Source organism: Longimicrobium sp. (assembly GCF_048594345.1).
GTDB lineage: Bacteria > Gemmatimonadota > Gemmatimonadetes > Longimicrobiales > Longimicrobiaceae > Longimicrobium.
This window is the reverse complement of sequence record NZ_JBMDXM010000023.1, coordinates 1-20,482: the sequence shown is the minus strand read 5'-3', so window position 1 is coordinate 20,482 and position 20,482 is coordinate 1. Positions and strand designations below refer to the sequence as shown.

At 70.1% G+C, this 20,482-nt stretch carries 22 protein-coding genes; 11 read left to right on the top strand and 11 right to left on the bottom strand.

Annotated features, from left to right (window positions below; translation table 11 throughout):
* Positions 1-376 precede the first annotated feature (376 nt).
* Genes ACOJUJ_RS02450 through ACOJUJ_RS02425 form a run of 6 tightly spaced genes read right to left on the bottom strand, consistent with a single transcriptional unit; the run spans position 377 to position 6,661 of the window.
* On the bottom strand, positions 377-1,414 hold the full coding sequence (locus ACOJUJ_RS02450; RefSeq protein ID WP_420125256.1) for a sulfite oxidase: 1,038 nt from the start codon (positions 1,412-1,414) through the stop codon (positions 377-379).
* A 45-nt stretch (positions 1,415-1,459) separates the two neighbouring features.
* Positions 1,460-2,491 (bottom strand): sulfate/molybdate ABC transporter ATP-binding protein, encoded by a 1,032-nt coding sequence (locus ACOJUJ_RS02445; protein WP_420125255.1) that lies wholly within the window; start codon positions 2,489-2,491, stop codon positions 1,460-1,462.
* Positions 2,488-3,402: a sulfate ABC transporter permease subunit gene (locus tag ACOJUJ_RS02440; RefSeq protein WP_420125254.1), complete on the bottom strand. Its 915-nt coding sequence runs from the start codon at positions 3,400-3,402 to the stop codon at positions 2,488-2,490. The genes ACOJUJ_RS02445 and ACOJUJ_RS02440 overlap by 4 nt, the downstream gene beginning before the upstream one ends.
* Positions 3,395-4,222, bottom strand: a complete 828-nt coding sequence (locus ACOJUJ_RS02435; RefSeq protein WP_420125253.1) for an ABC transporter permease — start codon at positions 4,220-4,222, stop codon at positions 3,395-3,397. Before ACOJUJ_RS02435 ends, ACOJUJ_RS02440 begins: the two co-directional genes overlap by 8 nt.
* The gene (locus ACOJUJ_RS02430; RefSeq protein ID WP_420125252.1) at positions 4,219-5,286 is read right to left on the bottom strand and encodes a sulfate ABC transporter substrate-binding protein; all 1,068 of its coding nucleotides are present in this window, start codon (positions 5,284-5,286) and stop codon (positions 4,219-4,221) included. The genes ACOJUJ_RS02435 and ACOJUJ_RS02430 overlap by 4 nt, the downstream gene beginning before the upstream one ends.
* Positions 5,287-5,332: 46 nt before the next feature.
* On the bottom strand, positions 5,333-6,661 hold the full coding sequence (locus tag ACOJUJ_RS02425) for an OprO/OprP family phosphate-selective porin (RefSeq protein WP_420125251.1): 1,329 nt from the start codon (positions 6,659-6,661) through the stop codon (positions 5,333-5,335).
* Positions 6,662-6,890: 229 nt separating this feature from the next.
* On the opposite strand from ACOJUJ_RS02425, the gene ACOJUJ_RS02420 reads away from it, so the two are divergent.
* Positions 6,891-8,441, top strand: coding sequence for a sigma-54 interaction domain-containing protein (locus ACOJUJ_RS02420; RefSeq protein ID WP_420125250.1), 1,551 nt, complete (start codon positions 6,891-6,893; stop codon positions 8,439-8,441).
* Between the two features lie 153 nt (positions 8,442-8,594).
* Here ACOJUJ_RS02420 and ACOJUJ_RS02415 read toward each other — a convergent pair whose 3' ends face one another.
* Positions 8,595-9,215 carry a CGNR zinc finger domain-containing protein gene (locus tag ACOJUJ_RS02415; RefSeq protein ID WP_420125249.1) on the bottom strand — a complete coding sequence of 207 codons (621 nt, stop codon included), beginning with the start codon at positions 9,213-9,215 and terminating at the stop codon, positions 8,595-8,597.
* Positions 9,216-9,415: 200 nt separating this feature from the next.
* Here ACOJUJ_RS02415 and ACOJUJ_RS02410 point away from each other — a divergent pair, with 200 nt between their 5' ends.
* From ACOJUJ_RS02410 to ACOJUJ_RS02380, 7 genes are all read left to right on the top strand, one after another.
* A complete protein-coding gene (locus ACOJUJ_RS02410) occupies positions 9,416-10,378 on the top strand; it encodes an EamA family transporter (RefSeq protein WP_420125248.1) in 963 nt (320 codons plus the stop codon).
* Positions 10,375-10,683 carry an antibiotic biosynthesis monooxygenase family protein gene (locus tag ACOJUJ_RS02405; RefSeq protein WP_420125247.1) on the top strand — a complete coding sequence of 103 codons (309 nt, stop codon included), beginning with the start codon at positions 10,375-10,377 and terminating at the stop codon, positions 10,681-10,683. The genes ACOJUJ_RS02410 and ACOJUJ_RS02405 overlap by 4 nt, the downstream gene beginning before the upstream one ends.
* Positions 10,684-10,772: 89 nt before the next feature.
* Positions 10,773-11,072 carry a PadR family transcriptional regulator gene (locus ACOJUJ_RS02400; protein WP_420125246.1) on the top strand — a complete coding sequence of 100 codons (300 nt, stop codon included), beginning with the start codon at positions 10,773-10,775 and terminating at the stop codon, positions 11,070-11,072.
* Between the two features lie 71 nt (positions 11,073-11,143).
* Positions 11,144-11,551, top strand: a complete 408-nt coding sequence (locus ACOJUJ_RS02395; protein WP_420125245.1) for a hypothetical protein — start codon at positions 11,144-11,146, stop codon at positions 11,549-11,551.
* Positions 11,552-12,001: 450 nt separating this feature from the next.
* Complete coding sequence (locus ACOJUJ_RS02390) at positions 12,002-12,931, top strand: peptidoglycan DD-metalloendopeptidase family protein (RefSeq protein ID WP_420125244.1); 930 nt, start codon at positions 12,002-12,004, stop codon at positions 12,929-12,931.
* A gap of 311 nt (positions 12,932-13,242) precedes the next feature.
* A complete protein-coding gene (locus ACOJUJ_RS02385) occupies positions 13,243-14,439 on the top strand; it encodes a M16 family metallopeptidase (RefSeq protein WP_420125243.1) in 1,197 nt (398 codons plus the stop codon).
* 2 nt (positions 14,440-14,441) lie between these two features.
* Positions 14,442-15,659, top strand: coding sequence for a M16 family metallopeptidase (locus tag ACOJUJ_RS02380; protein ID WP_420125242.1), 1,218 nt, complete (start codon positions 14,442-14,444; stop codon positions 15,657-15,659).
* 350 nt (positions 15,660-16,009) lie between these two features.
* Here ACOJUJ_RS02380 and ACOJUJ_RS02375 read toward each other — a convergent pair whose 3' ends face one another.
* Positions 16,010-16,270, bottom strand: a complete 261-nt coding sequence (locus tag ACOJUJ_RS02375; protein ID WP_420125241.1) for an addiction module protein — start codon at positions 16,268-16,270, stop codon at positions 16,010-16,012.
* A 233-nt stretch (positions 16,271-16,503) separates the two neighbouring features.
* On the opposite strand from ACOJUJ_RS02375, the gene ACOJUJ_RS02370 reads away from it, so the two are divergent.
* From ACOJUJ_RS02370 to ACOJUJ_RS02360, 3 genes are all read left to right on the top strand, one after another.
* Positions 16,504-17,178 (top strand): DUF2278 family protein, encoded by a 675-nt coding sequence (locus ACOJUJ_RS02370; protein ID WP_420125240.1) that lies wholly within the window; start codon positions 16,504-16,506, stop codon positions 17,176-17,178.
* 139 nt (positions 17,179-17,317) lie between these two features.
* The gene (locus ACOJUJ_RS02365; protein ID WP_420125261.1) at positions 17,318-17,677 is read left to right on the top strand and encodes a type II toxin-antitoxin system RelE/ParE family toxin; all 360 of its coding nucleotides are present in this window, start codon (positions 17,318-17,320) and stop codon (positions 17,675-17,677) included.
* Complete coding sequence (locus ACOJUJ_RS02360) at positions 17,677-18,030, top strand: XRE family transcriptional regulator (RefSeq protein WP_420125239.1); 354 nt, start codon at positions 17,677-17,679, stop codon at positions 18,028-18,030. Before ACOJUJ_RS02365 ends, ACOJUJ_RS02360 begins: the two co-directional genes overlap by 1 nt.
* A 92-nt stretch (positions 18,031-18,122) precedes the next feature.
* Here the strand turns inward: ACOJUJ_RS02360 and ACOJUJ_RS02355 are convergent, their stop codons facing one another.
* From ACOJUJ_RS02355 to ACOJUJ_RS02345, 3 genes are read right to left on the bottom strand one after another with little or no spacing between them, the layout of a single operon-like run.
* Complete coding sequence (locus tag ACOJUJ_RS02355; protein WP_420125238.1) at positions 18,123-18,743, bottom strand: LemA family protein; 621 nt, start codon at positions 18,741-18,743, stop codon at positions 18,123-18,125.
* A gap of 53 nt (positions 18,744-18,796) precedes the next feature.
* Positions 18,797-19,537, bottom strand: a complete 741-nt coding sequence (locus tag ACOJUJ_RS02350; protein ID WP_420125237.1) for a nucleotidyltransferase domain-containing protein — start codon at positions 19,535-19,537, stop codon at positions 18,797-18,799.
* A 14-nt stretch (positions 19,538-19,551) separates the two neighbouring features.
* A complete protein-coding gene (locus ACOJUJ_RS02345; protein ID WP_420125236.1) occupies positions 19,552-20,361 on the bottom strand; it encodes a TPM domain-containing protein in 810 nt (269 codons plus the stop codon).
* Positions 20,362-20,482: the final 121 nt, after the last annotated feature.

The window sequence follows — 20,482 nt, the reverse complement described above, 5'->3', positions numbered from 1 at the left end:
AAACCCGCTGCTGGGAAAGCGATAAGCCCCGCCTTGGGCTCGCGGAGCTCGCCCGGCGGGGCTTCAACGGCATGCGTGCCGACGCCACGACCTGTCATTTGGAAGTCGCGCCGCGCAGAACCGTCCCGAACCCCAGACCTGGTGCGCGACTCAGAAATCTAGCGTCGGATGCTCGTAACCTGTCGTCGTGCCGTGATCTCGCGGATGTCAAGCCAGTTTTGGGACGTAGTTGACAGCAGGGGCGCTTTTTATCATCTAAACGCAGGGCTGTTCTACGCAGCAGCGGGTAGACTCGGGCCCTGCTTGAAAGCCCCTCAGCACCGGGATGGTGCCGAGGGGCTTTCGCGTTGATCAGGATCGAGGATCCGGCTCGCGATCAGCCGACTTCGACCTCCAGGCGGTGGACGGCGTTGTTGCCGTAGCCCAGCTCGTTCCAGACGGGCTCCATCGGCTGGACGTTGCCGGCGGCGTCCGTGGCGCGGGCGAGGAGGACGTGTGTGCCTGCGTCCGCCGGCGTCCACTCGATCGACCATGGGGCGGCGGCGTAGGGGGAGGACGCGGTGCCCAGGTCGGCGTCGAGCCAGGTGGAGCCGCCGTCCACGCTCACCTCGACGCGCGCGACGGGCGCCTCGCCCGACCAGGCGGTACCGCGCACGGTGGTGGCCGCGCCGGCCGCCAGCCGCTCGCCTTCCTCCGGCTGCACGATCAGCGCGCGCACCCGCATGGCCGTGGCCGGCGTGCCGTCCGCGACAACCGGGTCTCCCACGTAGACGTAGCGCTCCGTCTGAAAGTGGGCGTCCAGCGGCGTCTCGATCACCCGGATCTCCGTGAGCCACTTCACCGACGCCACCCCGTACCACCCGGGCACCACCAGCCGCAGCGGATAGCCGTGCGGCGGGCGCAGCGGCTCGCCGTTCATCTCCCACGCAAGCAGCACGTCGGGGTGCATCGCCTGCTCCAGCGGCAGGCTGCGCTCAAAGCGGACGGTGCGTTCGGGGCTCACCTCGCCCGCGTCGGCGCCCGCGAACATCACCTCCACCGCGCCCGCATCCACCCCCGCCCGCTGCAGGACGTCGCGCAGGCGAACGCCCGTAAACGTGCCCGTGCTCACCGCGCCCAGGTTCCACGGCTGCCCGGGCGGCAGCGGCCGCACAAAGCTGCGCGCGTTGCCGGCGCACTCCATCGTCATCGTCACGGTGTGCCAGGGGAGCGCCCGCAGCTCGTCCAGATCCAGCGTGAAGGGATTCCGTACGGCTCCGCCGATGGACAACGACCAGGCGGCGGCGTCGATTTCCGGGACCAGGAAGTTGGTGCGCTGATAGAAGTCGTCCGTGGGCGTGACGGGCTCGGCCAGGGCGCGCAGCGGCGACTCCAGGTTCAGCAGGGGCGGCGCGGCGGCCAGGGTGCTGCTCATCGGGCGTTCTCCATCACGACAGAGGCGGACAGGGTCATCGACGGCTCATGCGGGGCTCAATGGATAACTCCGCACGTGCGCTACGTCTACCTCTACCCGCGCGCCGGGCTCCAGCTCGCGCAGCGCGTCGTCGTAGCGGGAGAGCTGCGCGCACAGCAGGCCGCCGCCGTCGATCTGCGCCTCCACCTTGACCTTGTCGCCCAGGTGAACGACCCGCCGCACCTGCGCCGGCCCGTCTCCGGAGCGGCGAAATCGCAGGTCGTAGGCGCGGATCACCAGCCGCACCTGGCCGTCTTCCACGTCGGGGACGGCCACGCGCAGGGCCCCCGCCTGCGCCTGCCCGCCGCGCGCGGAGGCGTCCAGCACGTTCACGTCGCCCACGAAGCGGGCGATGAACTCCGTGGCGGGCGTATCCAGGATCTCCGCGGGGGTGCCGGCCTGCTCCAGCCGGCCCTTGTTGATCACCAGCACCCGGTCCGCCAGCGCGAACGCCTCCTGCTGGTCGTGCGTAACGAAGAGCGAGGTGACGTGCACCTCGTCGTGCAGGGCGCGCAGCCACTGCCGCAGCTCTTCGCGCACGCGGGCGTCGATCGCCGCGAACGGCTCGTCCAGCATCAGCAGGCGCGGCCGCGGGGCCAGCGCGCGGGCCAGCGCCACCCGCTGCCGCTGCCCGCCGGACAGCTCGTCCGGGCGGCGGTGCCCCAGCCCGCCCAGCCCCATCAGCTCCAGCAGCTCGTTGACGCGGGCGTCGCGCTCCGCCGGCTTCACCGCGCGCACGTCCAGCCCAAAGGCCACGTTCTGCGCCACCGACATGTGCCGGAAGAGCGCGTAGTGCTGAAAGACGAAACCCACGCGGCGCGTCCGCGCGTGCAGGTGTCCCACCTCTTCGCCGTCCAGGAACACGGAGCCCGCGTCCGCCGTTTCCAGCCCGGCGATGATGCGCAGCAGCGTGCTCTTTCCCCCGCCCGACGGGCCCAGCAGCGCCACCAGCTCGCCGGGGTTCACCGTAAAGCTCACGTCGTCCACCGCCTTAAGCCCGCCGAAGGTGCGGCTGACTCCTTCAACCCGGATGCTCATCGTTTCCTTTTGCTTTCCGCCCGGCGCAGCACCAGCAGCAGCACCGTGCTGACGATCGCCAGCAGCAGTGCCATGCCGTAGGCGCCCGCCGTGTTGCGGGCCTCCATCTCGCCGTAGATGTACGTGGTCGCCGTCTGCGTGCGCCCGCTGATGGCGCCGCCCACCACCACCGCCGCGCCAAACTCGCCCAGGGCGCGCGCGGCCGTCAGCGTCAATCCCGCGCCCAGAGCGTTGCGCACGTTGGGCAGCGTCACCCGCCGAAAGGTCTGCCAGGGCGTGGCGCCCAGCGTGGCCGCCACCTCTTCCTCCGCCGTTCCCAGCTCCGCCAGCACGTAGCCCACCTCGCGGATGGTGTACGGCAGGGTGACGAACAGCGTCACCAGCACCACGCCGGTAAACGCGAACGCCACCTGCATCCCCAGCGCGTCCGTCGCCGGCCGCAGCCATCCGCCCCGCCCGAAAACGAGCAGAAAGGCGAGCCCCACCATCACCGGCGAGACGGCCAGCGGCAGGTCCACCAGCAGGTCCAGCACCCGCCTGCCCCAGAAGCGGTGGCGCACCAGGACGATGGCACCGGCCACCCCCAGCGTGCCGTTGAACAGCAGCGCCAGCGCCACCACGATCACCGAGTGCCACAGCCCCGCCAGCGCGCCCGGCGACGTAAGCGCCCGGGCCAGGTCGGCCGGCCCCTCCGCCAGCGCGCGGGTCACCAGCGCGGCGAGCGGGAGGATCAGGACGATGGCGAGGTACGCCAGGACGGCGGCGATCAGCAGGCCGCGACCCCAGGGGATGGAACGGCGGCGGCGGGCGGCGGCGGCCAGCGCCGTCCGCTCCCGCACCGAACCGGGCTGCGGCGCGGGGGGACGCGGCGCGTGGACGGCGTCCAGCGCCTGCATCGTTTGCTCAGACATGGGAGCCTGCCTCCCGCCGCAGCCCGCGCGCGGCCAGCGCCATCAGGATCGCCAGCGCCAGCAGGACCACGGAGACGGACGCCGCCACGTCCGGCCGCCCCCCCTCCACCTCGGAGAACACGAGGACGGGCGCCGTCAGCGTGCGGAACGGGATGTTGCCGGAGATGACGATGATGGAGCCGAACTCCGCCAGCCCGCGCGCGAACGACTGCACGGTCCCGTACGCGATCGCCGGGCGCAGCGCGGGAAAGGTGACGCGGCGAAAGACCGTCCACGGGCTGGCTCCCAGCGTCTCCGCCGCCTCTTCCTCCGCCGGATCAAGCTCCACCAGCACCGGCTCCACCGCGCGGACCACGAAGGGCAGGGTAACGAACGCCAGCGCCAGGACGATCCCCGGCGAAGCAAACGCGATGGGGAATCCGTTGCTCTGCATCCATCCCCCCAGCGGCTCCTGCGGGCCGAAGAGGAGCACCAGCATTACGCCGGCGACCAGCGTGGGGATGGCGAAGGGAAGGTCGACGAGGGCGGAAAGGAGGGAGCGGCCGGGAAAGCGCATGCGCACCAGCACCCAGGCGGTGGCGGTGCCCATGACGGCGTTGACCGCGGCCACCAGCGCCGCGGTCCACAGGGTTCGTATCAGGGCGTCGGCGGCCGCGGGGGCGGACACCGCATCCCACACGGCGCCCGCCCCGTTCGCCGTGCCGCGGTGCACCACCGCGGCCAGCGGAATCCCCACCAGGATGGCAAGGTACAGCGCGAACGCCGCGCGCACCGCCACCCCGGCGGCGCCGGGGCGGACGGCGGGAGCGGATGCGCTCATCGTGCCGCGGCCCCCGCGCTGGCCTGGGCCCGGTCGAACGAGCCGCCGGCGGCAAAGAGCGAAGAGGTGAGCGCGGGCCAGCCGCCCAAGTCGCGGATGGTGAACAGGTCCTGCACGGCGGGATACTGCGCCGCCGTCTCCGCCGCCACCTTTTCGTCCACCGCGCGCAGGCCGTAGCGGGCGTACATCCGCTGCACTTCCGGCGTGGTGAGAAAGGCGACGAACGCCTCGGCCACGTCGCGGTTGCCGTGCTTGTCGGCGTAGGTGTCCACCACCGCCACCGGGTTTTCGATCAGGATGGTGGAGCGCGGGATCACGTAGTCCATCGGCTTGCCGGCCTGCCTGGCCACCAGCGTCTCGTTCTCGTAGGTGATGGCCACGTCGCCCACGCCGCTCTCGAAGGTGAGCATGGACTCGCGCGCGCCCTTGTCCATGATGCTCACGTTGCGCAGCACCTCGCCCAGCACCGCCTCCGGCTGCGCGCCGCCGCCGGCGTGCCCGCGGGCCACGGCGCCGTGCAGCGCGGCCACGTTCCACATGGCGCCGCCGCTGGTCTTGGGGCTGGGGGTGAGGATGTTCACCCCCGGCTTGCGCAGGTCGTCCCAGTCGCGGATGCCCTTGGGGTTCCCCGGCCGCACGCCCAGCACCACGATGGAGCGCGACACCATGCCGCCGTACGTGCCGCGGTTCCACTCCGGCTTCACCAGCCCTGCCTCTACCAGCTTCTGCAGATCGGGCTCCAGCGAGAGCGCCGCCACGTCGGCCTCAAAGCCGCCCACGATGGCGCGGGCCTGCGCGCCGCTCCCCAGGTACGACTCCTCGAAGCGCACCGCCTGCCCCGTCTTTTCCTTCCACATCTTCTGAAAGGCGGGGATGATTTCGCGGCCGTACACCTCGCGCGGGGTGGTGTAGGCGGCCAGCGTAAGGGTGCGCACGGCGCCAGATTTGGCGGGTGCCTTGTCGGATGCGTCGGCCGCGTCGGCCGGGCCGCAGCCGCCCACGGCGGTCAGCAGCAGCGCGGCGGTCAGCAGGAGCGCGGCGGGAAGCGCGGTTCGCGTGTTCATCAGAATCCTTCGAAATCCGGGTGGATGGATGTGGATGCGTCGTGGTTCAGAAGGCGAACTGCACGCGGCCGATGACGGAGTTCTCCGCCGGGCGCTCCGCGGTGCCGCTGGCCGCGTCGAAGTCAGTGCGCTCGTAGGCCAGCAGCACGCGCACGTTGCGGTTCAGGTACCAGTTCACCCCGGCGCCGTACGCCAGCGCCGCCTGCATGGAGCGCGTGGGGTCGGCGTACAGGGGAAAGGCATCCTCGTCCAGCTCCAGGGCGTGCGCGCGGGCCACCAGCTCCACCGCGCCCCACTGGCCGCGCGCCGGGTCCGCCGGCACCGCGGGGGCAATGCCGCGGAACGACTCGGCCTCGCCGGTGAGCGCAAAGGCTGCTTCCACCTGCCAGGCGGTGTTTTCCAGCTCCTCGGCGTCGTCCGCGCGGCGGATGCGCTGGCGGCTGACCGTGTACTCGCCCAGGACGCCCACGGGGCCCGCGTACCAGTAGCCCTGCGGCGCGATGCGGGTGCGGCGGCCGTCGGCCAGGGCGGTGTTGGGCGCGGTGCCGTCGGTGCGGTAGCGGCCAAAGACCTCGCGGCCGGAGGTGCGGAACGTCGGCAGCAGCGGCGTGGCCAGGGTACCGGACTGCGTCCCCGTGCTGGCCGCCACGCCCAGCCCCAGCCCGCGCAGCGGCCCCGCGCTCTTTACGAACGGCTGCACGAAGACCCGGCCCACCACGTCCTTGCTGTCGGAGGCGTCCACGTCCTGGTTGCCGCCGTCCTGCGTGCCGTTGAACACGCCCGCGGCGTACTCCAGCAGCCCGCCGCCCAGCACGCCGTGCAGCTGAATGCCTACGTCGCGGTTGGGCACCAGCGCAGTGGGAAAGCCGCGCTCGGGAAACAGCACCACCCACGGCGTCTGCAGCCGCTCCAGCCCCATGGGCACCTTGAACTTGCCCGCGCGCACCTGCACCGCCGGCGAAAAGCGCGCGTTCAGGTACGCGTCCAGCAGTTCCACCTGGCTGTTGGCGAAGTCCATGTACAGCCGGAAGTCGTACTGCGAGTACAGCGTGCCCAGCAGGTCGGCGCGGGCGCGCCGCACCGCGAAGGTGTTGATGGCGGCCTCCTCCGTGTCTTCGGCGAAGAAGCGGCCGTCGTACTGCACGCCGCCCCGCAGCCGTACGGAGAACGCTCCGTCCGCCGAGCGGATGCCGAAGCCGTCCGCGCCGGCCGTCACCGTGGCCGGGGGCGTCGCGGGGCGCGGGGCGGCCGCGGGTGCGGGCGCCGAATCACGCGCGGCCGCGGCGGCGGGCGCGGTCCCCTGCGCGGCGAGCGGCAGCGAAAGGCAAAGGGCAAGCACGGCCCCGGGGACGTGGAGTGCGAACGGACGTGGCATGGACTGGTCGGCTGATGAGCGGAAAATTCGGGCAGGGCGCATTGAGCCCTCGGACGCCGGCCAAAGCACCGGCCGTGCCGTGTTCCGCATCCATCTCCAACCCGTTGCGGGAAGGGAGGTTGGCACAGTCCGGCTGATTGGACGATCACTGCAGCCGTTGTATATCACGGAAATTGCCATCATATTCCACGGATGCGTGGATCGATCCGTGAAATATCAAGGTGAGTAGATGCTGCTCCTGGATGCGTGGAGAGAAGCCGGCCGGCACGCGACGATCGATGAGACGACGGAGCGGCTGGCGGAGCGGATGGGGAAGGAGCTGCCGGCGGATGCGCTGCTGGTGCGGCGGCTGGATCCCACCCGGCTACGGCTGGAGACAGTGGCCGTGGGCACCTGCCACACGGACGCACCCGCGCCAGCCATCTCGCGGACGGAGCTTTCCGCCGCGCAGCTGGAGGCGCTGCTGGCGTGGGGGCGCGGCGGCGCGGTGCTGCGCGGCGCGCTGGAGGGGCTGCTGGGGACGGTGGTGCCGGGCGGCGGGCGGGGCGCGGCGCTGGCGGGGCCGCTGCTGGACGGGGAGCGGATGATCGGCGTGCTGGCGGCCACCGGCGGCGCCTTTCGCGCCTCGCACGAGGGCGTGTTCGCGCAGCTGCTGGAGCCCTTTGCCTCCGCGCTGCGCAACGACCTGCAGGTGCACGAGCTGGTGCGCCTGCGCGAGGCGCTGGAGGCGGACAACCAGGCGCTGCTTTCGCGGCTGGGGCGTCAGGAGATCGCGGACGCCATCGTGGGCGCGCAGGGCGGGCTGCGCACGGTGCTGGACCGGGTCACGCAGGTGTCGGGGACGGACGTGCCCGTGCTGCTGCTGGGGGAAACGGGGACGGGCAAGGAGGTGATCGCCCGCGAGATCCACCGCCGCAGCGCCCGCCCCAGCGGCCCGGTGGTGCGGGTGAACTGCGGCGCCATCCCTCCCGGCCTGATCGACTCAGAGCTGTTCGGGCACGAGCGCGGCAGCTTTACCGGCGCGGTGAACGACCGCGCGGGGTGGTTTGAGCGGGCGGACGGGGGAACGCTGTTCCTGGACGAGATCGGCGAGCTGCCGCTGGACGCGCAGGTGCGGCTGCTGCGGGTGCTGCAGGACGGCACCTTTGAGCGGGTGGGCGGGCGCCGCACGCACACGGTGGACGTGCGCATTGTGGCGGCCACGCACCGCGACCTGCACACCATGGTGCAGGCCCGCGCCTTTCGCGAGGACCTGTGGTACCGCATCAGCGTGTTTCCCATCCACCTGCCGCCCCTGCGCGAGCGCCCGGGCGACATTCCCGCGCTGGCGGCGCACTTTGCCTGGCGCGCGGGGCAGCGGCTGGGCGGCGCGCCGCTGGTGCCGGGGCCGGAGGAGATGGAGCAGCTGCTGGCCTACCCCTGGCCGGGCAACGTGCGCGAGCTGGCGGCGGTGATCGAGCGCGCGGTGATCCTGGGCGGCGGGCACCGGATGGAGCTGGCGGCGGCGCTGGGCGGCGGCAACCGCATCGAGATGGCTACCCTCCCCGGTGCCTCGCCGGCTCCCATCGTGGCCTCAGGTCCGGCGGCTTCCAGCGCCCCCGCATCCGGCATTGCCACGCTGGACGCGGCGATGGCGGAGCACATCCGCCGCGCGCTGGGCGCCACGCATGGCCGCATCGAGGGCCCCGGCGGCGCCGCGGCGCTGCTCGGCATCAACCCGCACACCCTCCGCGCCCGCATGCGCAAGCTGGGGGTGGAATGGGCTCGGTTTCGGGCGTGATGAGCCCGCGGGGGCCCTCACCCGCTCGCTTAGGCTCGCACCCTCTCCCGCAAGCGGGAGAGGGTATAACCGTCGCACGACTGGTGGCCCGGGGGGGGGGTGCCCAGGCGACGCACCCGGGGCACCACGCACCCGGCCCCACCCCCGCGTCCCCTACCCCGCCCCACCCTTCGCGCGGCGATAGTGGCGGCGGGCCTTGGCGCGGTTGCCGCAGGACTGCATGTCGCACCAGCGGCGGCTGCGGTTGCGGCTGGTGTCCAGATAGAGCCAATCGCAGTTCTCCCCTTGGCACTTGCCGACGCGGCTCAGATCGTACGACACCAGCAGTTCCGCCGCATCCCGCACCACCGGCCACAGAATCCGGTCCAGCTCGTCTCCGTCCTCCCATCCCCACGCTAGCCCACCGTCCTCCGCACGCACGCGCAGCCACCCCAGCGCGCGCGAAAGCTCGCGGTTGAGCACCGCCAGGTCCGCCTCGTCCGCAGATTCCCCGGCGCGTCCGGCGACAAACAGGCGATACACCGCCTCGCGCAGCTCCACGGCGCGCGCAAGCACCTCCTCCGCCGTTGCGGGGTCGGCTTCCGCGCGCGCAAAGAGCGGACGCGCGGCAGCCTCGTCCATCACGCCGATGTGCAGCGCCCACCACACCAGGTTGGCGTAGCCGGTCAGCTTGTCATCGAGCAGCGTATCGTGCGTATCGACCGTGTTTACGAACTCCAGGCTCAGGCGTCCGCCGATCACGTTCAGTCCCGCGAGCGGATTTTCGGCGATCATCATGAATCCAGGGCACGGGTGATCTAACCTATAAGCTTGCGGTTGACAGGTTAGTTGTCCATCCTTATCATCCACCTAACCATCAAAAGCGGTTTTGATGGTGCAACTCGGGACGTGGGGAGGATGATGATGCACCGGGGCGAATCGACCGAGTTCACTCTCAGAATGGATGCCGCGCGGGGGGCGCGGGAGGTGGCCCGGTGAGCCGGACGCGGGCGCTGCGGCTGGGCGCGTACGCATCCACCTGGCTCATCTGGGGCTCCACGTACATCGCCATCGCCTGGGGCGTAAAGACGGTGCCGCCGTTTCTGCTGGTGGCGCTGCGTTCGCTGGCGGCGGGGCTCATCCTGGTGGCGTGGGCGCGCATGCGCGGGCACCCGGCGCCCACACGCGCGCAGTGGCGGGCCGCCGCGATCGCGGGCGCGATGTTCTTTCTGATCGGCCACGGCGGACTGTTCTGGGCAGAGCAGCGCGTGGCCAGCGGGATCGCGGCGCTGATGATCGCGACCGAGCACTTCTGGATCGTGCTGCTCACCTGGGCGTTGCCGGGCGGCAAGGCGCCGCCACGCCAGGCCATCCTGGGGGTGATGATCGGTCTGGGCGGCGTGGGGGTGCTCTCGCTGGGCGGCGGCGCAGAGGGCGGGCTGGACGTCGTCGGCCTGGTGGTGCTGCTGATCGCGGCCGGGGCCTGGGGGGTGGGATCCATCTACTTTCAGGGCGAGCGGCGCCCCGATTCCGGCGCGTACGCCGCGGGGATGCCGCTGCTGGCCGGCGGCGTGATGCTGATGATCGCCTCCGCCGCCATGGGCGAGACGGCGCGCGTGCGGGCGGCGGACTTCACACCGCTGGCCGTCGGCTCGCTGCTGTACCTGATCGTGTTCGGCTCCGTGGTCGCGTTCAGCGCCTTCACCTGGCTCGTGGAGACGGAGGGGCCCAGCCGCGCCGCCAGCTACGTGTACATCAATCCGTTCGTCGCGGTGATCCTGGGCTGGGCGTTGGCCGGCGAGCAGTTGACCGCGCGGATGCTGATCGCCGGCGCCGCCATCGTGCTGGCCGTGGTGCTGATCGTCCGCGGCTCGCACGGGGAGCCGACCGCGGATGCGGACGCGGACACGACCGTACGCGACGCGGCCACGCGCCGCCTGCGGGAGCGCGAAGCATGATCGCCCGCGTGTGGCGCGGCCAGACGCGCGCGGAGGATGCGGCGCGGTACCTGGAGTACCTGCGCCGCACCGGCCTGCCGGACGCCCGCGCCACGCCCGGCAACCGCGGCGTGCAGATCCAGCGGCGCATGGTGGAGGATCGCGCGGAGTTCGTCTTCACCTCCTATTGGGACTCGATGGTTGACATCCGCGGCTTCGCCGGCGACGACATCCACCGCGCCCGCTACTATCCCGAAGACCGGGAGATGCTGCTCGCCCTGCCGCCCGATATCGACCACTTCGACGTCGTCGCGGACGAGCGATAACAACGATCAGCAGCCCGCGTCGGACGTGGCAACCGGCGCGGGCCTCGTCAGGCTTGACTGCCAGTCTTACAATATGTAGCATTGATCCCATGGACATTCCGCGACTCTCCGCCAAAGAAGCCGAAGTGCTCGGCCTGCTGATCGCCAAGGGCGAGATGTATGGTCTGGAACTCGTAAAGGCTTCCGCCTCGCTCAAGCGGGGCACCGTGTACGTGCTCCTGGGCCGCATGGCCGACAAGGGCTACGTCGAATCGCGACAGGAGGACGTCGCGGCAGGCGACGGCCCGCCGAAGCGGCTCTACAAGGCCAGCGGGCTGGGCATCCGCGCCTACCGTGCAGAAGAAGCAGCGCGCAGGGCATTCAGCGGGGAGGTCGCATGGGGGATGTGAAGCGAAGTGGTACTGCTCAGGAGAACCACCCTCGGCACGATCGGAAGGCAATCGATCAAGCGGCGCCGGCCGTGGAGCACTTTCTCCCTAAAGCTCAGATCCCCCAGAGCAAATTCCATCGCGTGGCGCGGGAGACCTTGGATTTTCTGGAGTGGGTGGCGAATGGGCCACCGCGCAAGGTTCAGACGCAGACCAAAGCTCCCAAGCGCGCCCGTGCCGCCCACCTCCAGCGCCCTCCCGGTTACGGCCTGCTGTGGTTCGCCGACTTCTTCTACTCTCCAAAGAGTGTAGAGGAGTGCCTCAGGCCGACCATCCAGGACCTGCAGGACGAATACGCCGAGGCGCTGGCGGCGAAGCGTCCGCAGAAGGCGCGGTGGGTGCGGATTCGTGGGACATGGTCGTTCGCGTGCGCAGCGGGGATGCTGACAATGGCCAGCATCGGCAAGCAGGTCGTGAAGATCTGGAAGGCCGTCGGATAGCCCTGCCGCCCGACATCGACCACTTCGACGTCGTCGCAAACGAGCGCTGATCCCTCACCGGCCGTCATGGAAGCGGCGTGAGGGGCAGATTAAGAGTTTCAGTTATTGCGCATCTGCTACGGATGCAGATTCTGCAAGGGATCATGCATCCTGCACCGCCGCCCGGGCTCGGCGCCTGGGCGGCGGTTCGTTGCAATCAGCTGCGAATCAACGACTTGCGTCCGGCGGCAGAACGCGGAACGGATGGTGCGAATCCGGTGTGCACACCAAAGAAATCGGGATCTGGCGTGGAGGGCGGACAGGGCGTATGCGCTTACGGCTCATGCGTTTGCTTGACACCCTCATCCACACGGCCTAACTTGGCTGCCTTCATCGCCAGCCAAGGCTGACCCCGGCGCGCGGGCATCTGCATTGCCCGCGCGATTGCCGTCACCTGACTACATAGAAGTCATGCCCCAATCCCGCTGGACGCTCATGCTCGTCCCGCACGACAACGAGCGCGTTCGCTCGTTCCAGGTGTCGGGAAAGAGCATTCGCGCCGCGCTCTCCGCCGTACTGATGGGCGTGCTGCTGCTGGGCACCTTCGCCATCGCCTTTGTCGTCAAGCAATCCAAGCACGTCCAGAACGCCTCGCTGCGCGCCGAGAACGCCGCGCTGGCCAGCGAAGTGGACCAGATCCGCGAGCAGATGGAGGCGCTGGACGCGTCCATCGCGGCGCTGACGGAAAAGGATGAGCAGTTGCGGGTGGTGGCGGGACTTCCGGAAATCGACCCCGACGTGCGGCGCGTGGGTGTGGGCGGGCCGGGGAGCAACGGGACGTCGGCGGCGCTGGCGCGGCTCAACCCCCGCGTAAACCGCAAGGTAGAGACGGCCGGGCAGGACGTGAACGCGCTCCTTCGCCGCGCCGCCCTGCTGCGCACCAGCATGGACGAGGCGCTCACCACCATCGAGCGCAACCGCGAGCGCATGGCCTCGACGCCCACCATCCTTCCCGCCAACGGGCACCTCTCTTCGCTGTTCAGCGGCACCCGCTATCACCCGGTGCTGCGCATCTCGCGCCCCCACAAGGGAATCGACATCGCCGCCCGCGTGGGCGAGCCCATCCTTGCCGCCGCCCGTGGCCGCGTCGTTTTCGCGGGCAACAAGAGCAACGGCTACGGCAACATGGTTGAGATCGACCACGGCTACGGCTACGTGACGCGCTACGCCCACGCCAGCCGCCTGCACGTGCGCAGTGGCCAGACGGTGGACCGCGGCACCCGCATTGCCGACGTGGGCGCCACCGGCCTTACCAGCGGCCCGCACCTGCACTACGAGGTGGAGCAGAACGGCCGCCAGGTAGACCCGCTGAACTTCGTGATCGGCGACGCGCTTCCCTGAGCCGAGCGGTACGCATGACAATGGAAGGACGCGGAGGATGCTCGAAATCTCTCCGCGTCTTTCCTCGTTTTCCAGAGAAAAAGATGGTAGGTACAGAGGAACGGACAAGAGCCAGAGGAACAGAGGACAAACGTTCAGTCTCTGTTCCTCTCTCCCTTTCTCTGATCCTCTGTACCCAATTCTGTTTGTGGTTTTACAGGCGATATTCTGATACGCCCCGCTGGCGCACTGGCCGTAAACGAAGAATGGTGAAAGATTAAGGCTCCGCGCCGGCAGGTACGCCGGGCGGAGCTTTCCGTTGATCTGCACTGATGCTGAATCTAGCAGTCGCCTTCGCGCTGGCGTTCGCCGCGCCCGACACCCTGCCGCCCCCGCCCGACCCCGCCGTCGTGGCGGAGCCGGCCATCGTGGTGCTGCGGCAGCCCGCCCTCCCCATCGTCGCGCTGCGCCTTTCGCTGCTGGCGGACGATCCGCCGGGGTACGCGGGCGCCGGCCACCTGATGCAGCACCTGCTCCTGCCGCGACTGGAAGAGCGCATCGCGCGCGTGGGCGGCCGCGTGCAGGCCGTCCGCACCTCCGACGCCGTGGTCTACACCGTGGTGGGCCCCGCGGGGGAGCTGGACTACATGGCCGAAACGCTGCGCGCCGTCCTCCGCGCCCCCGCGGCCGGCACGGCGGAGATGCTGTCCGCCGCCGCCGCCGTCACGCAGGAGCGCACGGCCGAGCGCGAGATCGCGCCGCAGTACGTCCGCGCCGCCCTGCGCGCCACCCTCTTTCCGGGCGACCTTCCCCCCGCGGGGACCGACGCCGCCATGGCGCGGCTGAACACCGCGCGGATGGACGAGGTGTGGGCCGCCATGTACCGCCCGGAGCGCGTCTCCATCGTGGCCGTGGGCGACGTGGAGATCGCCGGCGTGCGCCGCGCCTTCCGCGACGTCCCCGCCTCGGCGGGCCAGGGCGTGGCGCCGCGCGCCGACACGCTGCGCGCCTTTGCCGTCGACACGCCGCAGGCCACGCGCGGCTGGTTTGGCCGGGCATGGAGCGCGTCGCAGGCGGATCCGGCGGCGCTCACCGTCACCACGCGCCTGCTGCGCAACCACCTGCGCCGCCGGATGACGCGCTCCGCCGTGGACGTGGAGCACTGGTGGACCCACCACGGCCAGGCGCTGGCCCTCGTCGTCGCCACGGCGGATTCGCTGATGCCCGTGGCGCGGCGCACGGTGGACGGCTCGCTGGCCGGCCTGCGCGACAACCTGGACGAACGTCAGGTGCGCGATGCCGCCGCCAGCGTACGCCGCGAGATGCTGTTCTTCGCCCGCACGCCGGAGCGGATGGCCGACGTGCTGGGCGCCTTTTCCGACCGCGGCGAGGCGGCCGGCTCCGCGCAGCGCTTCTACGCCGCCGTGGCCGAGGTGACGGAGGACGACGTGCGCGCCGTGCTGGCGCTGCTGCTGGCCGAAGAACCCGCCATCGTCGAAGTGGCCCCACAGCGCCTGGTCGCCCAATGACGATGCGTATTCGATCGATCATCGCCGCCGCCGCGCTCGCCGTGCTGGCCGCGCGCCCCGCCGCCGCGCAGGACCGCGTGGTCGTGCGCCCGGAGCCGGGTACGCCCGTCGTGGCCGCGGAGGTGCTGATCGCCGTGGGTCCCGCCGACGAGGCCGAGGGCAAGGAGGGGATCGCCTACCTGACCGCCCGCTCGGTGACCGCGCCCATCCTCCCCGTCCTGGACTCGCTTACGGCGCAGCTCACCGTCCTGCAGCACAAGGACGCGGTATCGTTCACCGTCATCGCCGCGCCCGACACCTGGGAAGAGGCCACGCGCACCCTGCTGGTCGCGCTCTTCCGCGATCCTGTCGACAGCGTGGCCACCGTCCGCCAGCGCACCGCCACCGCCGCCGAGCTGGCGGCGCGCGAGGCCAGCCCCGCGGACGCGCTGGCGCGGCAGGTGGACGCCGCCGTCTTTGGCGAGTCGCACCCGTGGGGCCGCCCCGCCGTGGGCACCGCCGCCACCGTGGGCCGCATCCGCGTGAACGAGGTGGATGCCTTTCTGCGCGCCGGGTTCACCGCGGACCGTGCCGTGGTCGCCATCGTGGGCCCGGTGGATGCGGATGCCGCGCAGGCGCTGCGGGCGTTCATGGAGCCCGGCCCGGTGCGGCGCACGGAGGTGGATGCGCCCGCGCCTGCTGAGAAGCCCGTGCGCCAGCAGTACAACTCCATCACCGCGTGGGTGGCCGCCGTCTACCCGTTTGGCGAGGATGCGGACGAGGAGGCGCTGCGGATGCTGGCCGAGCTGGCGGTGGAGCGCGTCTCGTTTGGGCCCCTGCGCCCGCAGGTGTACGACTCGCGCGCCGAGGTCACGCGCCACGCCGGCGGCGGCGAGCTGCGGCTGGAACTGGTGGTACCGCCGCGTGAGGTGGAGGACTGGGCCGAACGCCTTGCCGCCGCCGTCGCCGAGTACGCCGGCGAGGCGCTGGGCGAGTCGCAGTTCGCCGACCGCCTGCGCCGCTTCCGGGGCGAGCGGATGCTGGAACTGGAGTCACCCGAAGCGCGCGCCCGCACCCTGGCCCGCCAGGCGCTGCTCACCGGCGCCACCAGCTCCCGCCTCGCCGACCTCGACGAGCTGACCCCCGCGCGCCTGCACCGCGCCGCCCGGTCGCTGGGCGACCCCATCATCGTCTTCCTGGGCCCCTTCGTCGAGGAAGAGGAAGGCGGCGGCGCCCGTTGACGAATCTCACCAGAAAGCGAAAGGCTCCCGCGCGGGAGCCTTTTTGCTTCAGTGGATCGACCGCAGCCGCTTTCGCCAGTAGCCCGGCCGCCTGCTGTGATGCGCGAATGCGATAACGCACCCGATTTCGCGACTTACGAAGACCGTGCTGTAAGGGAACCGCACGAGGACGAACCGCCGCGTGCGGTGCAGGTATGGGCTGGCCTGGTCTGGAGCCTCTACGATCCGGTCCAGTACGTAGTCGACTTCCTCGCGGAGCCGGACTCCCCTTCCAGGCAGTTCGCGCTCCGCGTGATCCACAGCCGCGGCGATTTCCCGCGAAGCCTCCGGATGAAGCCAGAGCCGGCGCGTCATCCGTACCGCGCCCGCAACTCGGCCATCAACTCGTCTGCCGGAACCAACTCCACCGTCCCGTTGCGGATCTCCTCCACCCGTCTTCCAATCTCCTCCGCCCAGGCGGCCTCGACGTCGGCCGGATCCTCGTCCTCATCCTCGTCGTCCAGATCCGCCAGGTTCTCGTACAGGGCCCGGGCGATCCGTTCCTGTTCGTCGGGCGGAAGCAGCAGCGCCTGCTGGAGCAGCTCTTCCCAGGTCAACAAAACCGTAGCCATATGCGCTCCTCTCTCCAAGGGTCGGCATCCAATCTAACCGCGTGCTTTCCCGTCCGTACAGTCCAAAATGCCCTTGGCGGGAAGTGGGCCCGCTACCTGGCTCAAGAGGCGCGAAATCAGCACTAAAGCGTGTCTGCTACGGCGGAATACGTATGTCTGCTGGATTGAGCGCAGTGCCGGGGCTAGCTTCGATAGCGATGCATGGCTCCGGATCTCTCCTCATTCGAGCGCTGATGCCCATCGAGAACTACGGCGTGCTGAAGGGCCGCATCACGGAGTGCCGGCAGGAGCGCGACAACCGCGCGCCGCACTACCACATCCGCGTGCGCGCGGCGGGGGCGGATGCGCGTGTCTCCATCAACGTGCAGTCGCACGACCGCCGCAGGCCGGACCTGCTGCACCTGGTGGATGACGATTTTCAGCATCCCCTCACGCAACGGCTCGCGGAGTTGGACGACGGCTGGCACGACGGCGGTGGCGGGGCGGACGGGCTGGCCCTGGACTATCCTCGTGGCGGGATGGTCACGCGCGAGCAGATGCGCGTCATCTCGCACGACAAGCCCGGCACCAACAACGACCTGAACGACCGCCTGGACGCCCTCATCCGCAGGGCTTGCGACGATCCCGAGGTGGAGGTGTACGCCTGCGGCTCATCATGGGGCCCCGAGCCGACGGAGCCGGACGAGATCTTCGGCTTCGAGCCGGGCCGCGGCGTGCACGACGTGCACATGAACCAGGGCAACGCGCGCCACGACCACCACGCTCGCGACAACGGCGTGTGGCAGGACGGCGCGCTGTTCCTGCACCTGAAGCGCGAGCAGCGGTGGGTAGCCGTCTTCCTCGCTTTTCAGTCGCAGCAGTGGCAGACGGATGAGGATGGGTTCCCACGCGGGGATAGCGCTAGCTAAGCAACTGCTTCGAAAACTCGATTATTAAACTGATAGCGTCGGCGTGAAATGTGTTCGCAGGTCCACATCACTCTGTTTACTTTATGCCGCGTGCAGTGACATGCGCTTGACCGCATATTCACCGGACGGTATTATGATGATGAAGTGGGACGTCGAAGGCACCCGTGAGTTCGAAACCTGGTTCACGGATCTTTCCGGAGACGAGAGAGAGGACGTGGTTGCGGTAGTGGATCTGCTCGAAGCCAGGGGTCCACGTTTGCGATTTCCGTATTCGTCAGCGATCCGGGGATCCCGCCACGGCCACATGCGTGAACTGCGGGTTCAGCACGCCGGCCGTCCGTACCGTGTACTCTACGCCTTCGATCCCCGCCGGAGCGCAATCCTCCTGCTGGGGGGCGACAAGACGGGTGATGATCGATGGTATGAGCGGCACGTCCCGATCGCGGACCGCCTGTACGACGAATACCTGCAGGAATTGAGAGACGAGGGTTTTCTCTGATGAGTCGCAAGAGCTGGAAAGAAATCCGCAGCATCGCCGATCCGGAGACTCTCGAGCGTGCAGAGCGGAAGACCGAGGCGATGTTGGCCTCGATGGATCTGGACGAATTGCGGAAGGCCCGGCGTGTGACCCAGACAGAGCTTGCGGATCGCCTGAAGATCCAGCAGGGCAACGTCTCACGCCTCGAACGCCGTGACGACATGCACCTGAGCACTTTGAGGCAGGTTGTCGAAGCGCTCGGCGGGGAGTTGGAGATCACCGCCCGTTTTCCTGATGGCCAAACAGTAAGGATCGATCGCCCACGCGGGCGGTCGGCTCGCGGAGCAGATGGCTCCATTTCTGCGGGCGCGTAGCACCGAATCATCACTGACGATCCGGCCCAAACGCGAGCAGCCGGTGCACGGAAGTCGTGCACCGGCTGATCCGTATCCAACCCGCCTATGGCTTACTTCTGCGCGTTGCCGAAGTCCACGGTCGGGGCCTGGTCGGCGTTCGCGGGGGGCTGGTACGGTTCCTTGCGATTCGCGCCGCTCACCTTGGCGGTGATGGCCTGGGGAAAGGAACGGATGTAGGTGTTGTACTGCTGCACCGCCTCGTTGTAGTCCTGCCGCGCCCGCGAGATCTTGTTCTCGCTCTCCGCCAGCTGGTCCTGCAGCGCGGTAAAGTTCTGCGTGGCGCGCAACTGCGGGTACGCCTCCACCGCGATGTTCAGGTAGGTGCCGATCTGCCGCGTGACCGCCGCGTCGGCCGCCTCCATCTGGTTTACGTTGCGGCTCTGCACCGCCTGGTCCAGCTGCCCCCGCGCCTGGGCAAGCTGCTGCTCCGCCGCCGGCAGCTGGCCGGCACGCGCGCGGGCCACGTCGGTGTAGGTGCCGCGCTCGAAATCGGCGGCGCCCTTGACCGTGGCTACAAGGTTGGGGATGAGCTGGTTCCGGTTCTGCAGCGCCACGCCCACGTTGCTGCGCGCCTGCTCGGCCCGCTCGTCCAGCGCCTGGATCCGGTTGTATCCACACCCGCTCAGCGAGAGCGCAAAGGTCAGGGCGATCACAGTCTTCAAGGCCCGCATCGTTCTCCTCCGGAGGACAAAGTTCGGGTGGTCGGTTGATCTTGCGAAAGTACTCACGCGCGGGGCAGCTCCGCCCCGCCGTGCACCAGCCGGTCCACGTACGCCACCACGCGGCTCACCGCGTCCAGGTATCCCACCACCACCGGCGCATCCGCCCGCGGCTTCAGCTTTTCGCCGCCGGCGCGCGCGCGGTGCACCTCCAGCAGCGGCGCGGGATCGAACCCCACCCGCTCGGCCAGCCGCCGCACCACGCTCTCCGCGTCGCGCGGGCCGTCCTCGCCGCCCAGCCGCAGCGCGGTGCGAAACAGCACCAGAAAGGTGCTGAACGAGCGCACCAGCAGCTCGCCCAGCTCCGCCGGCTCGCCCGCGAAGAGCAGGTAGCGTTCCCGCAGCTGGATCTGCTTGCCCTTGAGCTCGCGCTCGCACTGCATCCGCAGGTCTTCCAGCCGGATGTCGATGCCCGCGAACGGGTCCGCGCCGGCCACCGTGAGGTGCGCGTCGCGCATGTCGGCCAGCTCGATGGCCCACACGTCGGCCGAGCCGCGCCACTCGTCGGCCGACATCATCAGCGGCGGAGGATTGCCCTCCGCCACCCAGGCGCGCGCCGCGTCGGACGCGCGCCGCAGCGCCGCCGGCGACACCTCGCGCAGCAGCACCAGCACGTTCAGGTCGCTTACGCCCGGCCGGTACTCGCCGCGCGCGGCGGAGCCGTAGAGCACCACCGACGCCAGGTCCGCGCCGTACGCCTTCTGCATCTCCCCCGCAAAGCGCTCCGCGCGCTCCCGGGGGTCCATCGTCCCGTTCGGTTTCACCAGTCGCCTCCCGCGCCGCCGCCGCCAAATCCTCCGCCACCCCCAAACCCGCCGAATCCCCCGCCCCCACCTCCGCCAAACCCGCCGCCGCCCCAGCCACCGCCGCCGCCGCCCATGGGGAACGGGATGATGATGGGCACGCCGAACCCGCCCCGGCGCCTGCGTCCCCCGCCCCCGCCTCCCCCGCCCCGCATCATCGAAAAGATGATGAAGATCAGGATCAGCAGAAAGATGAACCCGCCGCCACCGCCCGACGAGCGCCGCCGCTCCTGCTGCGGCTCGTACCGCGGCTGGGGAGGGGGTGCGCCGCTCAAAGTGAAGTTGAACTCCTCCGCGTACTCCTGCGCCACTCCCTGCACCGCCGCCAGGATGGCCTGCCCCGGCTGCCCCGCCTGCAGCCGCGGCACCATCAGGTCGCGGCCAATGCGCCCCGCTTCGGCCGCGGTGATGAAGGTGTTGGTGCCGATCCCCGTTTCCACCCGCCACTTGCGGTCCTGCATGGAAACCAGGATGATGGCGCCCGAGTTGCGCGCCGAGTCGCCCACCTGCCCCGCCGCGCCTACCCGCCACTCGCGGCCGATGCGCAGCGCCACGTCCGACGCCACCTCGCCTTCGAGAGAAGGCAGGGTGACGACCACGATCTCGCCGCGCGACTTTGCCCGCACCTCGTCGATGACGCCCAGGATGGCGGCCTCGTCCTGTGCGGGGATGACGTTGGCGAAGTCGTTTACGTAGCCCGTGGGCCGCGGAATCTGCACCTGCGCCGCCGCCGGGCGCGCGAGAGCCGGCGCCAGAACCAGCGCCATCGCCGCTCCCAGCGCCAGCCGTCGCACCGTTCGGCGCGCCGCTTGCGAAACCCGCCCCCGCCGATTGCCGCGACTTCGTTCGTCCGGCCCGATGATCCGTCCCATTCCTCCCGGAGCGCGT

Bases quoted from the DNA above. Each gene is read 5' to 3' on its own strand.
- ACOJUJ_RS02450 (WP_420125256.1), bottom strand. From the start codon at position 1,414: ATGAGCAGCACCCTGGCCGCCGCGCCGCCCCTGCTGAACCTGGAGTCG.
- ACOJUJ_RS02445 (WP_420125255.1), bottom strand. From the start codon at position 2,491: ATGAGCATCCGGGTTGAAGGAGTCAGCCGCACCTTCGGCGGGCTTAAG.
- ACOJUJ_RS02440 (WP_420125254.1), bottom strand. From the start codon at position 3,402: ATGTCTGAGCAAACGATGCAGGCGCTGGACGCCGTCCACGCGCCGCGT.
- ACOJUJ_RS02435 (WP_420125253.1), bottom strand. From the start codon at position 4,222: ATGAGCGCATCCGCTCCCGCCGTCCGCCCCGGCGCCGCCGGGGTGGCG.
- ACOJUJ_RS02430 (WP_420125252.1), bottom strand. From the start codon at position 5,286: ATGAACACGCGAACCGCGCTTCCCGCCGCGCTCCTGCTGACCGCCGCG.
- ACOJUJ_RS02425 (WP_420125251.1), bottom strand. From the start codon at position 6,661: ATGCCACGTCCGTTCGCACTCCACGTCCCCGGGGCCGTGCTTGCCCTT.
- ACOJUJ_RS02420 (WP_420125250.1), top strand. From the start codon at position 6,891: ATGCTGCTCCTGGATGCGTGGAGAGAAGCCGGCCGGCACGCGACGATC.
- ACOJUJ_RS02415 (WP_420125249.1), bottom strand. From the start codon at position 9,215: ATGATCGCCGAAAATCCGCTCGCGGGACTGAACGTGATCGGCGGACGC.
- ACOJUJ_RS02405 (WP_420125247.1), top strand. From the start codon at position 10,375: ATGATCGCCCGCGTGTGGCGCGGCCAGACGCGCGCGGAGGATGCGGCG.
- ACOJUJ_RS02400 (WP_420125246.1), top strand. From the start codon at position 10,773: ATGGACATTCCGCGACTCTCCGCCAAAGAAGCCGAAGTGCTCGGCCTG.
- ACOJUJ_RS02390 (WP_420125244.1), top strand. From the start codon at position 12,002: ATGCCCCAATCCCGCTGGACGCTCATGCTCGTCCCGCACGACAACGAG.
- ACOJUJ_RS02385 (WP_420125243.1), top strand. From the start codon at position 13,243: ATGCTGAATCTAGCAGTCGCCTTCGCGCTGGCGTTCGCCGCGCCCGAC.
- ACOJUJ_RS02380 (WP_420125242.1), top strand. From the start codon at position 14,442: ATGCGTATTCGATCGATCATCGCCGCCGCCGCGCTCGCCGTGCTGGCC.
- ACOJUJ_RS02375 (WP_420125241.1), bottom strand. From the start codon at position 16,270: ATGGCTACGGTTTTGTTGACCTGGGAAGAGCTGCTCCAGCAGGCGCTG.
- ACOJUJ_RS02370 (WP_420125240.1), top strand. From the start codon at position 16,504: ATGCCCATCGAGAACTACGGCGTGCTGAAGGGCCGCATCACGGAGTGC.
- ACOJUJ_RS02365 (WP_420125261.1), top strand. From the start codon at position 17,318: ATGAAGTGGGACGTCGAAGGCACCCGTGAGTTCGAAACCTGGTTCACG.
- ACOJUJ_RS02360 (WP_420125239.1), top strand. From the start codon at position 17,677: ATGAGTCGCAAGAGCTGGAAAGAAATCCGCAGCATCGCCGATCCGGAG.
- ACOJUJ_RS02355 (WP_420125238.1), bottom strand. From the start codon at position 18,743: ATGCGGGCCTTGAAGACTGTGATCGCCCTGACCTTTGCGCTCTCGCTG.
- ACOJUJ_RS02350 (WP_420125237.1), bottom strand. From the start codon at position 19,537: ATGGACCCCCGGGAGCGCGCGGAGCGCTTTGCGGGGGAGATGCAGAAG.
- ACOJUJ_RS02345 (WP_420125236.1), bottom strand. From the start codon at position 20,361: ATGGCGCTGGTTCTGGCGCCGGCTCTCGCGCGCCCGGCGGCGGCGCAG.